At 72.9% G+C, this 13,121-nt stretch carries 14 protein-coding genes; 9 read left to right on the forward strand and 5 right to left on the reverse strand.

Annotation, left to right across the window (positions count from 1 at the left end; genetic code table 11):
* Window positions 1–3: 3 nt before the first annotated feature.
* Window positions 4–1,755 carry a PHA/PHB synthase family protein gene (locus tag VNT59_RS03755; protein WP_325496759.1) on the reverse strand — a complete coding sequence of 584 codons (1,752 nt, stop codon included), beginning with the start codon at window positions 1,753–1,755 and terminating at the stop codon, window positions 4–6.
* A 120-nt stretch (window positions 1,756–1,875) separates the two neighbouring features.
* On the opposite strand from VNT59_RS03755, the gene VNT59_RS03760 reads away from it, so the two are divergent.
* From VNT59_RS03760 to VNT59_RS03790, 7 genes are all read left to right on the forward strand, one after another.
* Window positions 1,876–2,877 carry a zinc-dependent alcohol dehydrogenase family protein gene (locus tag VNT59_RS03760; RefSeq protein ID WP_414708334.1) on the forward strand — a complete coding sequence of 334 codons (1,002 nt, stop codon included), beginning with the start codon at window positions 1,876–1,878 and terminating at the stop codon, window positions 2,875–2,877.
* A gap of 169 nt (window positions 2,878–3,046) precedes the next feature.
* Complete coding sequence (locus VNT59_RS03765; RefSeq protein ID WP_325496763.1) at window positions 3,047–3,700, forward strand: BON domain-containing protein; 654 nt, start codon at window positions 3,047–3,049, stop codon at window positions 3,698–3,700.
* Window positions 3,701–3,763: 63 nt separating this feature from the next.
* Window positions 3,764–4,192 (forward strand): Hsp20/alpha crystallin family protein, encoded by a 429-nt coding sequence (locus VNT59_RS03770; protein WP_325496765.1) that lies wholly within the window; start codon window positions 3,764–3,766, stop codon window positions 4,190–4,192.
* A 10-nt stretch (window positions 4,193–4,202) separates the two neighbouring features.
* A complete protein-coding gene (locus tag VNT59_RS03775) occupies window positions 4,203–4,931 on the forward strand; it encodes an ABC transporter ATP-binding protein (protein ID WP_325496767.1) in 729 nt (242 codons plus the stop codon).
* 4 nt (window positions 4,932–4,935) lie between these two features.
* Window positions 4,936–7,302, forward strand: a complete 2,367-nt coding sequence (locus VNT59_RS03780) for an ABC transporter permease (RefSeq protein WP_325496769.1) — start codon at window positions 4,936–4,938, stop codon at window positions 7,300–7,302.
* Between the two features lie 2 nt (window positions 7,303–7,304).
* Window positions 7,305–8,504 carry an efflux RND transporter periplasmic adaptor subunit gene (locus VNT59_RS03785; RefSeq protein ID WP_325496771.1) on the forward strand — a complete coding sequence of 400 codons (1,200 nt, stop codon included), beginning with the start codon at window positions 7,305–7,307 and terminating at the stop codon, window positions 8,502–8,504.
* Window positions 8,501–9,439 (forward strand): 1-phosphofructokinase family hexose kinase, encoded by a 939-nt coding sequence (locus VNT59_RS03790; RefSeq protein WP_325496773.1) that lies wholly within the window; start codon window positions 8,501–8,503, stop codon window positions 9,437–9,439. Before VNT59_RS03785 ends, VNT59_RS03790 begins: the two co-directional genes overlap by 4 nt.
* A gap of 6 nt (window positions 9,440–9,445) precedes the next feature.
* Here VNT59_RS03790 and VNT59_RS03795 read toward each other — a convergent pair whose 3' ends face one another.
* Entirely contained in the window at window positions 9,446–9,895 is a 450-nt protein-coding gene (locus VNT59_RS03795) for a universal stress protein (protein ID WP_325496775.1), read from the reverse strand.
* A gap of 154 nt (window positions 9,896–10,049) precedes the next feature.
* On the opposite strand from VNT59_RS03795, the gene VNT59_RS03800 reads away from it, so the two are divergent.
* Window positions 10,050–10,256: a hypothetical protein gene (locus VNT59_RS03800; RefSeq protein ID WP_414708333.1), complete on the forward strand. Its 207-nt coding sequence runs from the start codon at window positions 10,050–10,052 to the stop codon at window positions 10,254–10,256.
* Between the two features lie 39 nt (window positions 10,257–10,295).
* Here VNT59_RS03800 and VNT59_RS03805 read toward each other — a convergent pair whose 3' ends face one another.
* Together VNT59_RS03805 and VNT59_RS03810 are read right to left on the reverse strand one after the other, a co-directional pair.
* Window positions 10,296–10,823, reverse strand: coding sequence for a flavodoxin (locus tag VNT59_RS03805; RefSeq protein WP_325496776.1), 528 nt, complete (start codon window positions 10,821–10,823; stop codon window positions 10,296–10,298).
* Between the two features lie 82 nt (window positions 10,824–10,905).
* A complete protein-coding gene (locus tag VNT59_RS03810) occupies window positions 10,906–11,355 on the reverse strand; it encodes an OsmC family protein (RefSeq protein ID WP_325496778.1) in 450 nt (149 codons plus the stop codon).
* Window positions 11,356–11,460: 105 nt separating this feature from the next.
* Between VNT59_RS03810 and VNT59_RS03815 the strand changes: the two genes are divergently transcribed.
* A complete protein-coding gene (locus VNT59_RS03815) occupies window positions 11,461–12,918 on the forward strand; it encodes an AAA family ATPase (RefSeq protein WP_325496779.1) in 1,458 nt (485 codons plus the stop codon).
* Here VNT59_RS03815 and VNT59_RS03820 read toward each other — a convergent pair.
* The gene (locus tag VNT59_RS03820) at window positions 12,899–13,111 is read right to left on the reverse strand and encodes a hypothetical protein (protein WP_325496781.1); all 213 of its coding nucleotides are present in this window, start codon (window positions 13,109–13,111) and stop codon (window positions 12,899–12,901) included. The genes VNT59_RS03815 and VNT59_RS03820 overlap by 20 nt on opposite strands.
* Between the last annotated feature and the right edge of the window lie 10 nt (window positions 13,112–13,121).

Raw genomic sequence — 13,121 nt, forward strand, 5'->3', positions numbered from 1 at the left:
GTTTCAGCGCTGGTGCACGTAGCTGCCGGGCGCGGCCAGCGCCGTCCCCTGTTCCACCAGCCCGGCCACCTCGCGCGCCGCCACCGGCCCGGACGAATGCTGCGCCAGCCATTCGTGCCAGCGCGGCCACCATGAGCCGGCGAACGCCGGTGCCGCGGCCAGCCAGGCCTGCGGATCGGCCGGCGCTTCGCCCGGCGGATGCGACGCGAAGCGGTAGCTGGCATGCGGATGGGCCAGCGGGCCGGACGGCGCGCTGACGATGCCCACGTTGTGGCCGCCGGAAGCGAGCAGGAAGCTCACCGGTGCGTGCGCCAGGGCATGGATCTTGTAGACCGAGCGCCAGGGCGAGACGTGGTCGCGCTCGGTGCCGGCGACGAAAAGCGGCAGCCTGAGGTCGCTGGGCGCGACCCAGCGTCCCGCCGCCGGATAGCGGCCTTCGGCGAAGTCGTTGTGCAGGTACAGCCGCCGCAGGTACTCGCTGTGCATGCGCGCCGGCAAGCGCGTGGCATCCGCGTTCCATGCCCCCAGCGCGGTGACCGCCGTCTGCGCGCCCATCAGGTACTCGTGCACGAGCTTGGACCAGACCAGGTCGCGCGAGTTGATCAGCTGGAAGGCGCCGGCCATCTGCCGGCCGTCGAGGTAGCCGCGCTCGGCCATCAGGTCTTCCAGGAACGCCACCTGGCTCTCGTCCATGAACAGCCCGAGCTCGCCGGGTTCGTGGAAGTCGACCTGCCCGGCCAGGATGCTCACCGTCTGCAGCAGATCGGGTTCGTCGCGGGCCAGCACGGCAGCGGCGATCGCCAGCAGCGTCCCGCCCAGGCAGTAGCCGGCAGCGTGCAACCGCACCGCCGGACACAGTCGCGCCACCGCATGCACCGCCGCCAGCGGCCCCTGCTGCAGGTAGTCCTCCATCCCCAGGTCGCGGTCCTCGGCCGCGGGATTGCGCCACGACACCATGAACACGGTGTGCCCCTGCTGCACCAGGTAGCGCACCAGGGAATCGTCGGGCGTGAGGTCGAGGATGTAGTACTTCATGATCCACGAGGGCACGATCAGCACCGGCTCGGCATCGACCTGCGGCGTCTGCGGCTGGTACTGGATCAGCTCGATCAGGTGGTTGCGAAACACCACCTGGCCCGGCGTGACCGCCACGGCCTCGCCGGGGCGGAAGCGCTCGACGCCGCGCGGTGGCCCGCCGGCGAGCACCGCCAGCGCATCGCGCGACCAGTTGGCGAAGCCGCTGACGAGGTTCCTCCCGCTGCTGGTGACGACCGCCTTGAGCACCTGCGGATTGGTCGCGACGAAGTTCGACGGCGAAACCAGGTCGGCCAGCTGGCGCAGCGTGAACGCGACCACGTCTTCATGGTGCTGCGACACGCCGCGCACGCCGCTGGCGGCCTCGGTCCACCAGCGCTCCTGCAGCAGGAAGGCCTGCGCCAGCGCGGCGAAGAAGGGGATCTCGTGCCACTCGCCGGGCGAGAAACGCTTGTCCTGCGGCAGCGGCTCGATGCAGCGCTCGCAGTCGCCCTGCCAGGCGTGCGTCGCGTAGTGCATCCAGCTCAGGCTCTTGCGCCAGGCGCTGGCGCCGAGTTCGGCGCCCTTGGACGGCGAGGCCGCCAGGTGTGCCAGCCAGTCGGCGTAGGCCATCGCCACCGACGCCGGTGAGATGCCGTTCGCCAGCCGGGCCAGCCCGAGCTTGAGCGGCAGGTCGAGCGGCTCCGGGCCCGGGCGCGTGAGAGGCTTGGCGGCGGTCATGGAGAGAGAACCTCCGCTTTCATGGTGGGCACTGCCGCACCCCTGCGGTTTGCGCGAGGTCAAACCGGCGGCCGATGGCCGGGCGCGTGGCCGGCACCCCCCTTACCATCGTCGCCCATGATGCCGGCATTCATGCGCGCCATGACGGTGGCGCCGTCCGCAGGATCGCTGCTCGCCGCGCGCAAGCCGCTGCCGACGGCGCAGGGGCACGAGGTGGTGGTGCGCGTGCTGGCCTGCGGCGTCTGCCGCACCGACCTGCACATCGTCGATGGCGAGCTGCCGCCGCACCGCGCCGGCGTCGTGCCCGGCCATGAAATCGTCGGCCGCGTCGTCGCCCGCGGTCCGCAGGCCAAGCATTTCGCGCTCGGCCAGCGCATCGGCATCCCCTGGCTCGGCCACACCTGCGGGCGCTGCTGGTTCTGCGTCACCGACCGCGAGAACCTGTGCGACGAACCCTCCTTCACCGGCTACGACCTGGACGGCGGCTTCGCCGAATACGCCGCCGCCGACGAACGTTTCTGCTTCGCGCTGCCCGACCGCTACGACGACGCGCACGCGGCGCCGCTGCTGTGCGCGGGGCTCATCGGCTTTCGCGCGTGGCGCATCGCCGGGGCCGCCACGCCCAGGCGGCTCGGCCTCTACGGATTCGGCGCCGCCGCCCACATCATCTGCCAGGTGGCGGTCGCGCGCGGCCAGGAGGTCCATGCCTTCACGCGCGACGGCGACGCCGCCGGCCAGGCGTTCGCCCGCAGCCTCGGCGCGGCGTGGGCCGGTGGGTCCGGCGAGCCGCCGCCGCAACCGCTCGATGCCGCGCTGATCTTCGCGCCGGTGGGCGCGCTCGTGCCGGTGGCGCTCGCGGCCACGCGCAAGGGAGCGGCGGTGGTGTGCGCGGGCATCCACATGAGCGAGATCCCGGCGTTCGACTACCGCCTGCTGTGGGGCGAGCGCGTGCTGAAGTCGGTCGCCAACCTCACGCGCGCCGACGGCGAGGCGTTCTTCCGCCTGGTCGCCGAGCTCGGCCTGCGCACGCACGTGCAGACCTTCGCGCTGGACGACGCCAACGCGGCGCTCGACGCCGTGCGCGCCGGCACCGTCAGCGGCGCGGCCGTGCTGGTCCCCTGACGCCGCGCATTCGCGCCGCGCGCCAGCTCCTTTCTTGAGCCGCGTCAAGGCCGCCGGCGCGCGCCGTGCGGCTTGCGCCACGTCAAAGATGTTGCCCCGCCCCTGACTAGATTTCAGTCGCGAGGCGGCTGCGCACCAGCGCGGCGGCCGCGAGATCAAGGAGCTTCTCGTGAAAACAGACGCGCAACTCAGGGCGGACGTCACCGACGAACTGGCGTGGGACCCGGCGGTGAACGCCAGCAACGTCGGCGTGATCGTGCAGGACGGCGTGGTCACGCTCACCGGCCATCTCGACAGTTTTGCCGAAAAGCATGCGGCTGAACGGGCCGTTCGGCGCGTCGGCGGGGTACGCGGCATCGCCATCGACCTGGAGGTGAAGCTTCCCGCCAGCCAGCAGCGCAGCGACGCCGAGCTGGCGCTGGCCGCCAGCGCGGCGCTGCGGCTGAATTCGCTGGTGCCCGAGGGCCAGGTGCAGGTGCAGGCGGAAAACGGCTGGATCACGCTGACCGGCGAAGTGGAGTGGGGCTACCAGTTCGCGAGCGCGGAGCAGTCGATCCGGCCGCTGCCGGGCGTGCGCGGCATCTACAACCGCATCACCATCAAGGCCCGGGTCGACGGCAGGAACATCGGCGAGCAGATCACGGCGGCACTCACGCGCCAGGCCGCCCGCGAGGCGCGGCACATCGACATCAAGGTCGAAGGCGGCGTGGTGACGCTGAGCGGGAAGGTGCATTCGATGGCCGAGCACGATGCCGCGCTCGGCGTCGCCTTCTCGACCAAGGGGGTGTCGCACGTGGTCGACCACCTCCAGGTGACCGGCTGACGCCGGCGACGCCAGGCGCGCGGCCGCGGCCCGCGTCCCGTTCTCAATCCCACAGGAGCCATCATGAGCAACCTCCGACTGCTGGACCCCGCCTTCGGCGAAAACCTGGAACACCAGATGCGCCGCTTTTTCTCGCCGATGGCCTGGGAGGCCGACCTGCCGTCCCTCAAGATGCGGGTGGACGTCACCGAGAAGGACAACGGCTACGAAGTCAAGGCCGACATTCCGGGCGTGAAGAAGGAAGACATCAACATCCGCATCGACGGCAACGTGGTGCAGATCGACGCCGAGGTCAAGCGCGAAAGCGAAACCAAGGACACCGGCGGCAAGGTGCTGCGCAGCGAGCGCTACTACGGCACGGTGTCGCGCACGTTCAGCCTGGCCGACGACATCGACGAAGCCAAGGCCGAAGCCAGGTATGCCGACGGCGTGCTGACGCTGCAGCTGCCGAAGAAGACCACCGCGGCCGCGCGCAAGGTCACGGTGCAATAGGAGCGGGGCGATGCCGGGCCCGGGACGCGATTCGGCGGTCCCGGTGCTGAGCATCCGGTCGCTGTGCAAGACCTACGGCGCCGGCGAAACCGCCGTGCGTGCCTTGCGCAACGTCGACCTCGACGTGGCGCAAGGCGAATTCGTGGTGCTGCTCGGCGCCTCCGGCAGCGGCAAGTCGACGCTGCTGAACATCCTGGGCGGCCTCGACCGGCCCTCCAGCGGCGAGGTGCGCTTCCTCGACCACCGGCTCACCGACGCCTCGGACGACGACCTGACCCGCTACCGGCGCGAACACGTCGGCTTCGTGTTCCAGTTCTACAACCTCATCCCCAGCCTCACGGTGCGCGAGAACGTCGCGCTGGTGACCGACATCGCCGCCGAGCCGATGCCGGTGGACGAGGCGCTGGCGCTGGTGGCCCTGATGCCGCGGCGCGACCACTTCCCGGCGCAGCTCTCGGGCGGCGAGCAGCAGCGCGTCGCCATCGCCCGGGCCATCGTCAAGCGGCCGCAGCTGCTGCTGTGCGACGAGCCGACCGGCGCCCTCGACTACGCGACCGGCAAGCTGGTGCTGGAGGTGATCGCCCGCATCAACCAGGAGCTGGGCACGACGGCGGTCGTGATCACCCACAACGCGGCGATCGCCGGCATGGCCGACCGCGTGGTGCGGCTGTCCGACGGCGCGATCGCCAGCATCGAGGTTCCCGAGCGCCGGCTGACGCCGGCCGAACTTTCGTGGTGACCCGATGAAGGCCCTCGACCGCAAGGTGCTGCGCGACCTGCGCCTGCTGTGGAGCCAGGCGGTGACGATCGCGCTGGTCGTCGCGAGCGGGATCGCCGGCTTCATCGCGTGCCTGTCGGCCGTCGACTCGCTCGCGCTGGCGCGCGACCGGTTCTACGAGCGCGGCCAGTTCGCCGAAGTCTTCGCGGCCGTCAAGCGCGCACCGGACTCGCTGGCGCGGCGCCTGGCCGACATCGACGGCGTGCTGGTGGTGCAGACCACCGTCGAGGCCGGCGCCCGGGTGAGCCTGCCGCACAGCGCGGACCCGGTGATCGGCCAGCTGATCGGCCTGGACCTGCGCCGGCCGCAGCAGCTCGATCGGGTGAGCCTGCGCGTGGGCCGTTTCCCCGATCCGGGCAGCCGCCCCGGCGGCGCACTCGAAGCGCTGGTGTCCGAAGGCTTCGCCGACGCCCACGGACTGCAGCCGGGCGCCACGGTGACGGCGCTGGTGAACGGCAAGCAGCGCCAGCTGCGCATCACCGGCAAGGCGCTGTCGCCGGAGTACATCTTCGCCGGGCTCTGGGGCATGCCCGACCTGCGCGCGTTCGGCGTGTTCTGGGTCGACCGCGACGAGCTCGCCGCGGCCATGGACATGCGCGGGGCCTGGAACCGCGTGGCGCTCAAGCTCGCCCCGCGCGCCTCGGCCGAGGCGGTGATCGCGCAGGCCACGCGGCGCCTCGCCGACTTCGGCGGCATGCCCGCGCATGGCCGCGACGAGCAGGTCTCGCACGCCATGCTCGACAACGAGATCCGCGAGCAGCAGGTCATCGGCACCGTGCTGCCGGCGATCTTCCTGGGCGTGGCCGCCTTCCTGCTGCATGTGGTCGCGGCGCGGCTGGTGGCGACCCAGCGCGAGCAGGTGGCGGCGCTGAAGGCGCTCGGCTACCCCAACCGCACGATCGCCCTGCACTACCTCAAGCTGGTGGCGCCGATGGTCGGCGGCGGCTACCTGCTCGGGCTGCTGCTGGGCAAGTGGCTGGGGGTCGGCCTGATGGGGCTGTACGCCGAGATCTTCCGCTTCCCGGTGTTCGAGCACCACATCGCCCGTTCGCTGGTCGGCGTCAGCTTCGCCATCGTCGCCGTCACCGGCCTGCTGGGAACGCTCACCGCGATCGCGGCCACCGTGCGGCTGCAACCGGCCGAGGCGATGCGGCCGCCGGCCCCGGGGCGCTACCGGCGTTCGCTGCTGGAACGCCTGCCGCGGCTGCGCACCGGGCCGGCGCTGCGCATGATCCTGCGCAACATCGACCGGCGCCCGCTGCGCGCCGCCGTGACCGTGGGCGGCATCGCGGCGTCCGTGGCGATCGTGATCATGGGCACCTTCTTCCGCGACGCGATGGAGGTGATCGTCGACGCCAACTTCAACCTGGCGATGCGCAGCGACATCGCGCTGTGGACCGTGGAGCCGGTCGGCGCCGACGCCGCCCGGCTGCTGGCCCGGCTGCCGGGCGTGCTGCAGGTGGAAGCCGGACGCCGGGTGGCGGTGCGCTTCGTCCATGGCCAGCGCAGCGAGACCGGCTCGATCGTCGGCCATGCCGATCCGCCGGTGCTGCAGCGCATCGTCGACGTCGACCGGCACCTGGTGCCGATTCCGCCCGAGGGCTTGCTGATGAGCGACCGGCTGGCCGAGAAACTGCGGCTGCGGCCCGGCGACCACGTCACCGTCGAGGTGCGCGAAGGCCGGCGGCTGGTGCGCGAGGTGGTGGTCGAACGCACCGTGCGCGACATGATGGGCCTGAACGCCTACATGGACCGGCGCGCGCTGAACCGGCTGCTGCGCGAGGGCGACCTCGCCACCCAGTTCACGCTGCGCGCGCCCGGCGCCGCCGCGCGCCCCGCGCTGCGGGCCACGCAGGCCATGCCCGGCGTGGCGGGCGCGTTCAGCAAGGCGACCATGCTGCGCAACATGGAGGAAGTGACGGCGCGCAACGTGCTCGTGATCAGCACCATCCTGTCGGCGTTCGCGGCGGTGATCGCCGTCGGCGTGGTCTACAACAACGCCCGCATCGCCCTGGCCGAGCGCAGCTGGGAGCTGGCCAGCCTGCGGGTGCTGGGTTTCACGCGCGGCGAAGTCTCGGTGCTGCTGCTGGGCGAGCTGGCACTGGGCATCGCCGTGGCGCTGCCGCTGGGCATGGCGCTGGGCTGGGGCCTCACGGTGTGGATCGTCGATCTGATGCGCTCCGACCAGTTCCTGTTCCCGGTCGTGATCCGCCCGCGCACCTACGCCTGGGCCGCGCTGTGCGTGCTGGCGGCCGGCGCCGGCAGCGCGCTGGTGGTGCGCCGGCGCATCGACCGCCTCGACCTGGTCGGGGCGCTGAAGACGAGGGAGTAGCCGTGGCGATCGGCAAGAGCGCAGGCATCTGGGCGGTGGCCGGCGCGGCGGCGCTGGCGGCGCTGGCCTGGGCCTTCTGGCCGCGGCCGGTCGAGGTGGAAGCCGCGCCGGTGCGCCAGGGCCGCTTCGAGCAGGCGATCGAGGAAGACGGCCGCACCCGGCTGAAGGACCGCTACACGGTTTCGGCCCCGGTGGCGGCGCGGCTCGAACGCATCACGTTGCGCGAAGGCGATCCGGTCGCGGCCGGCCAGGTGGTGGCCTGGCTGCGGCCGCTGATGCCGCCGATGGTGGACGAACGCAGCCGCCGCGAGGCGCAGGCGCGGCTGGAAGCCGCCGCCGCCGGCGTCGATCGCGCCCGGGCGCGGCTCGAGCGCGCCCGGCTGGCGCTGCGCGAGGCGCAGCTGGAACAGCAGCGCACCGAGCGGCTGGCCGCCGACGGTTTCCTGTCCGCCTCCAAGCTCGACAGCGTGCGGCTGGCGCTGGCGGGCACGCGCCGCGAACTGGACGCCGCCAGCGCCGAGGAGGACCAGGCCATGCACGAACGGGCCCTGGCGGCGGCGACGCTGCAGTCGTTCGCCGGCACCGCCAGCGTCGCGCGCGCGCTGGCGGTGCGCAGCCCCGTGGCCGGGGTGGTGCTGCGGCTGGCGCAGCCGAGCGCCAGCGATGCCACGCTGCCGGCCGGCACGGCGCTGATCGACGTCGGCGACCCGCGCCACATGGAGGTCGTGAGCGAACTGCTCACCACCGATGCGGTGCAGGCCCAGCCCGGCCGCCGGGTGGTGATCGAGCGCTGGGGCGGCCCGCCCGTGGAAGGCACGGTGCGCCGGGTCGAACCGGCCGCGTTCACCAAGGTCTCGGCGCTGGGCATCGAGGAGCAGCGCGTCAACACGGTGATCGACATCGCCAGCCCGCCACGCGAGTGGCTGGCGGTGGGCGACGGCTTCCGCGTCGTCGTGCGCGTGATCACCAACAGCGCCGAGCCGGCGCTGCTGGTGCCGATCGGTGCCCTGTTCCCGCGCGGCGAGCAGCAGGCCGTGTACGTGATCGACGGCCGCCGCGCCCGGCTGCAGGTGGTCGAGACCGGCGGCCGCAACGCAAGCGACGCCTGGGTGCGCAGCGGCCTCGCGGCCGGCCAGCAGGTGATCGTCTATCCGCCGGCCACCGTGGCCGACGGCCAACGGGTGAAGGTGCGGCGGCCATGAGCAGGATGCTGACGGTCACCCTCAATCCGGCGCTGGACCTGTTCACCGCCACCGAGCGGGTGCTCGACACCCACAAGCTGCGCTGCGACGCGCCGCAGCGCCATCCGGGCGGCGGCGGCATCAACGTCGCGCGGGTTGTGCACCGCCTGGGCGGCGACTGCGCGGCGCTGTATCCGGCCGGCGGCCCGACGGGACGGACCTTGCGGGGCCTGCTGGACCAGGAGCAGGTGTCCAGCCACTGCATCGCGATCGCGGGCGACACCCGCGAGAGCTTCACCGTGCACGAGCGGGCCAGCGGCCGCGACTGGCGCTTCCTGCTGCCGGGGCCGGCGCTGGCCGCCGCCGAATGGCAGGCCTGCTGGGACGCCATCGTGCGGCTGGCTGCGCCGGCGCAGTGGATCGTTGCCAGCGGCAGCCTGCCGCCGGGCGTGCCGGCCGACTTCCACGCCCGGCTCGCGCGGCACGCGCGCGAGCGCGGGCTGCGGCTGGTGGTGGACACCTCGGGCGCGGCGCTGGCCGGCGCGCTCGCCGAAGGGGTCTACCTGGTCAAGCCCAGCCTGCGCGAACTGCGCGAATTCACCGGCCAGCCGCTCGCCACGCCGGCGGACCAGCTGGCGGCCGCGCGCGCGCTGGTGCAAGGCGGCCAGGCCCACTTGGTGGCGCTGTCGCTGGGGGCGGAGGGCGCCTTGCTGGTCACGCCCGAGCTGGCACTGCAGGCCGGCGGCGTGGCGGTGCCGGTCGCCAGCACGATCGGCGCCGGCGACAGCCTGCTGGCCGGCCTGCTGTGGGCGCTGGACAGCGGGGTGGCGCTGCCGGATGCGCTGGCCCATGGCATCGCCGCCGGCGCGGCGTCGCTGCTGGCGCCGGGCACGGCGCTGTGCCGCCCGGCGGACGTGCGCCGGCTGCGCCAGCAGGTTCGCGTCACGCGGCTGTGACCGCGCTCAGGCCTCCTGGCGCACCAGCAGCACCGGCACCGGGCTGGTGCGGGCCACCTGCTCCGCTTCGCTGCCCATGGCGATGCGGTTGAAGCCGCGGCGGCCATGCGTGCCCATGATGATCAGGTCGCAGCCGTGCTGCCTGGCCTGGTCGACGATCACCTGCGCCACCTGCTCGTTGGTCACCTCCCGCAGCAGGGATTCGCGGTGCACCCCGGCCTGCTCGGCCGCGTCCCTGGCCTTGGCCAGCACGTCCAGGCCGTAATGGCGCAGGCCCTTGAGCATCTCGTCGTAGCTGCGCACGGAGGTCATCTCCACCAGCATCCTGAAGTCGTCCACGACATGCAGGAAGAACAGCGTGGTCCCCGGCTGGCCGCTGGCCAGCTTGATCGCCTCGCGCAGGCCGCGCTCGGCGGTGGCGCTGCCGTCCAGCGGGACAAGGATCCGTTGGTACATGTGAGCTCCTTCCAGGCCGGTGATCGCGACGCCCGCCGCCGGCGTTCGGTCGGGTTCCTTGATTTTTGGCCACTGCCGCGTCTCTTCGCGTTGAGAAATCGCAAGCGGCGCCGCCGGGCCCGGTCCAAGATGGCACTGCGGCACAGGAGGCTCCATGAGCACAGACGGCATGCACTACGAACTGAGCTTCGCGCCCCTCTCCGGCGAGGGCCCGCGCTACGCGTTCCCGTGCGACGCGCGCGGTCGCGTGGACCTGGACCGGCTCAGCGAAGGGCTGCGCAACGACTATCTCTTTGCCCGCGCGCTGGTCGGGCGGCTGCTGGCCGCGCCGGCCGTGCGGGCCCTGGCGCCGCGGCCATGAGCGGGCGCAACGGCTGGGCACGCCCGCGCGGCGGCGGCGTCACGCGCCGCGCGGCGACCACTTGTCACCAGCGATGGCAGCGGCCCCGGGGCTGGCTTGCTGCAGCGCCCGCCCGAACGCTTGCAGCGACCTGGCGCAACTGCCGTCGAGTACCTCGCGCGATGTGAACGCCGCCGCGATCAGCGGCGCCCGGCCCGACAGCCGGTCGATCTCGGCCACCGCGTTGCTGGCGCCGGCGCTGCCCATCACCGAGATCACGGCGACGTTGCGCAGCTTGGCGCGCTGTTCGCCGACGAAGCTGCGCATCGGGCCGGCCAGGCCGTAGGCCCAGATCGGCGACACCAGCACCACGGCGTCGTAGCCGGCCGGGTCCGGACCGTCGTAGCGGATCGCCGGCCGGCGCCGCAGCAGGGTGTCGAGAATGCAGCGGACCGTGCCGCTGCCGCCCGCGCGCGATTGCCGCTCCACGATTTCGCCGCTGGGCCAGTCCAGTTGCGCGCACAGCAGTTGCGCCAGCCGCCGGCTGGTTCCCGTATACGAATAGAAGACCACCAGGATCTGGTCCATGACGCGCTCCCATGTCGTGTGGGACTATAGGAAGCGGCCGGCCCGCGACTTTGCGCGCCATCAAGGGCGCGCCGGCAACTGCTCAGCCCTTGAGCACGGCGCCCTCGCGATCGAGCACCCTGACCGCCACCGGGATCGCGCTGCGCACGCTCTGGGTCACGACGCAGAACTCCTCGAACTGGGCGATCGCCCGCTCGCCGTGCTGCAGCATCCCGCCGGCCACGCCGAGGCGGATCTCCACGCCGATGCCGCTGATGCGCATCCGGTTCTGCGCATTGCGGTCGAGCGTGACCGTCGCCACGGCGCGCAGCGGGCCCGGCTCGTTGCCGAACTTGCGCAGTGCGAACAGCAGGCTCGCGCAGAGGCAGTTGGCGACCGAGGTGCCCAGCAGCTGCGACGGCTTGGGTCCGACGCCCGTGCCCAACGGCGGCGGCTCGTCGGTGACCAGCGACGGCAGGTCGGTGCCGGGAAAGTGCACGTCGAAGCGATAGCCGCCCTGCTGCTGCAACTCGATCTGGAAGCTCTCGGCCATCGTTGTCTCCGCGGATTCACTGATGCATCGACCCTAGCCCGGCCGTGGCCGGCACGGGTTGCGGTGGGTCAACAAAGCGCCCGGGCCATGCACTAGGCTGGCGGCATGACGACCGCGCAGATCGATGCCTCGCTGGCGCTGGTGCGCGCGCTGGCGGCGACGCTCGGCGCGCAGCTGATCGCCACGCACATCTCCTGGGTCCTGCTCGCGCCGCAGCTGGCCTACAAGATCAAGCAGCCGGTGCGCCTGCCGTTCCTCGATTACGCCAGCCTGGAGGCGCGGCGCCGTTGCTGCGAAGAGGAGGTGCGGCTCAACGCCCGGCTGGCGCCGTCGCTCTACCTGGGCGTCAGCCGCATCACCGGCGACGCGGAGGCGCCGCAGATCGACGGCAGCGGCCCGGTGCTCGAGTACGCCGTGCGGATGCGCCGCTTCGAAGCGGGCGCGCTGTTCAGCGAGCAGCTGGCCGCCGGCACGCTCGCGCCGGCGCAGGTCGACCGGCTGGCCGCGCTGCTGGCCGGCTTCCACCAGCAGGCGCCGGCAGCGCTGGCCGGCAGCGGCTTCGGGACACCCCAGGCGCGGCGCCAGGTGGCGTTGGCCGCGCTCGAAGGAGCCGCGGCGCCGGCGACGCCGGTCGAGCGCGCGCTGCTGCAGGAATGGATCGGCCAGCGGTCGACGGCCCTCGCGCCGCTCTGGCAGGCGCGGCTGGCGGCCGGACGCGTGCGCGAGTGCCACGGCGACCTGCACCTCGACAACGTCGTCAGCCTGGACGGCGCGGTCGCCGCCTTCGACGGCATCGAGTTCGACCCGGCCCTGCGCTGGATCGACGTGCTGGACGACCTCGCGTTCGCGGTGATGGATTTCGGCGCGCGCGGGCGTCCCGACTTCGGCTGGCGCCTGCTCGATGGCTGGCTCGACGCCACCGGCGACCATGCCGGCGTCCCCGCCCTGCCGTTCGCGGCCGTGTACCGAGCGCTGGTGCGGGCCCAGGTGGAGCAGATGCGGGGGCCGCACCGTGCGGCCATGGCGCGGCGCTACCTGGCGGCGGCGCTGTGGTGGACCACGCCCCGGGCGCCGACGCTGACGATCACGCACGGCCTGCCGGGCTCGGGCAAGACCTTCCAGTCGCAGCGGCTGCTCGAACGCAGCGGCGCGATCCGGCTGCGCTCGGACGTGGAACGCAAGCGCCTGTTCGGCCTCGGGATGCTGACGCGCTCGCGCGAGCACGGGCTCGACCTGTACACCGCGCCGGTGACGGCCCGCACCTACCGGCACCTGTACGCAACCGCGCGGGACCTGCTGCTGGCGGGCTGGCCGGTGATCGTCGATGCGGCGTTCCTGCGGCGCGGCGAACGCGATGTCGCGCGCGCCCTGGCCGAGGAACTGCAGGTGCCGTTCGCGATCCTCCACTGCGAGGCGCCGCCCGAGGTGCTGCAGCAGCGACTGCTGGCGCGGCGCGACGATGCGTCGGAAGCGGACAGCTCGGTGCTGGCACGGCTCGCGCAGGCCGCCGAACCGCTGGCGCCGGACGAACTCGCCTGCGTCCTCAGGCCGGACGCGGCTTGAGCGGCGCCGGGCGCCCCGGCGCCGCGGCGGGGGCGCCTGCCGCGTCCCGCGACAGCGCCGCCAGGTCGGCCCATGCGCTGGCGCCGTCGGCGCCCGCCACGGCTTGCGCCAGCGCCGGCACCTGCGCCCCGCCGCCGAGCGCCAGCAGCGCGAACGCCAGCAGCCCGCCCGTCATCGATTCCTTCTGCCGCATGCCTGTGGTC

This window comes from Ramlibacter sp. (assembly GCF_035554825.1).
In the GTDB taxonomy this organism is placed as follows: Bacteria; Pseudomonadota; Gammaproteobacteria; order Burkholderiales; family Burkholderiaceae_C; genus Ramlibacter.